The following is a 485-nucleotide window of genomic DNA, read 5'->3' as shown; positions in this document are numbered from 1 at the left end:
TGATACGGGCAGAGGTGGGCGAGGTTCATCGCGTCGGTCTCCCCGCCGTGCTGCCACTCCACACTGTGGTCGAGGTCTGATCGTTTGGCGGAGCGCCGGCAGCCCGGGAAGGTGCAGGTTTCATCGCGCACCTCGAGCCATTTCTTGAGCGCGGTGGGTGGTTTGTAGGTGTCGCGTCCCATGGAGAGCACGACGCCGGTTTCCGGGTGGGTGAGGAGCCGGGTGAAGCTCGGCGCCCCGGCCGCGAGACGCCTCGCGGTGTCGGGTTCGATGGGTCCGTACCCGGCCAGATACCCGGGTTCCTCGCTCTTCCCGAGCAGGGTCAGCACGGGGACGGTGACGTTGACCTGCGCGGCCACCCCGGCACCGAGTCCGTCCGGGGTGACCCCACTGATCAGGACATCGGTGAGCACGTCCGCCGCCAGCTGGGTCAGCGTGCGGGTTTCCTCCGGGCCCTGCAGGGTCAGCGCCGTGTCGAGGGTGCG

General features: G+C 69.1%; 1 protein-coding gene. It reads right to left on the bottom strand.

Annotated elements, in window-relative coordinates; genetic code table 11:
- The coding region (locus QN357_RS19270; protein ID WP_323505439.1) for an HNH endonuclease signature motif containing protein at window positions 1-485 on the bottom strand (485 nt) is incomplete at both ends.

Source organism: Cryobacterium sp. RTC2.1, assembly GCF_035018685.1.
In the GTDB taxonomy this organism is placed as follows: Bacteria; Actinomycetota; Actinomycetes; order Actinomycetales; family Microbacteriaceae; genus Cryobacterium; species Cryobacterium glucosi.
The sequence above is the reverse complement of the archived record's forward strand: the minus strand, read 5'-3'. Positions and strand labels throughout refer to the sequence as shown.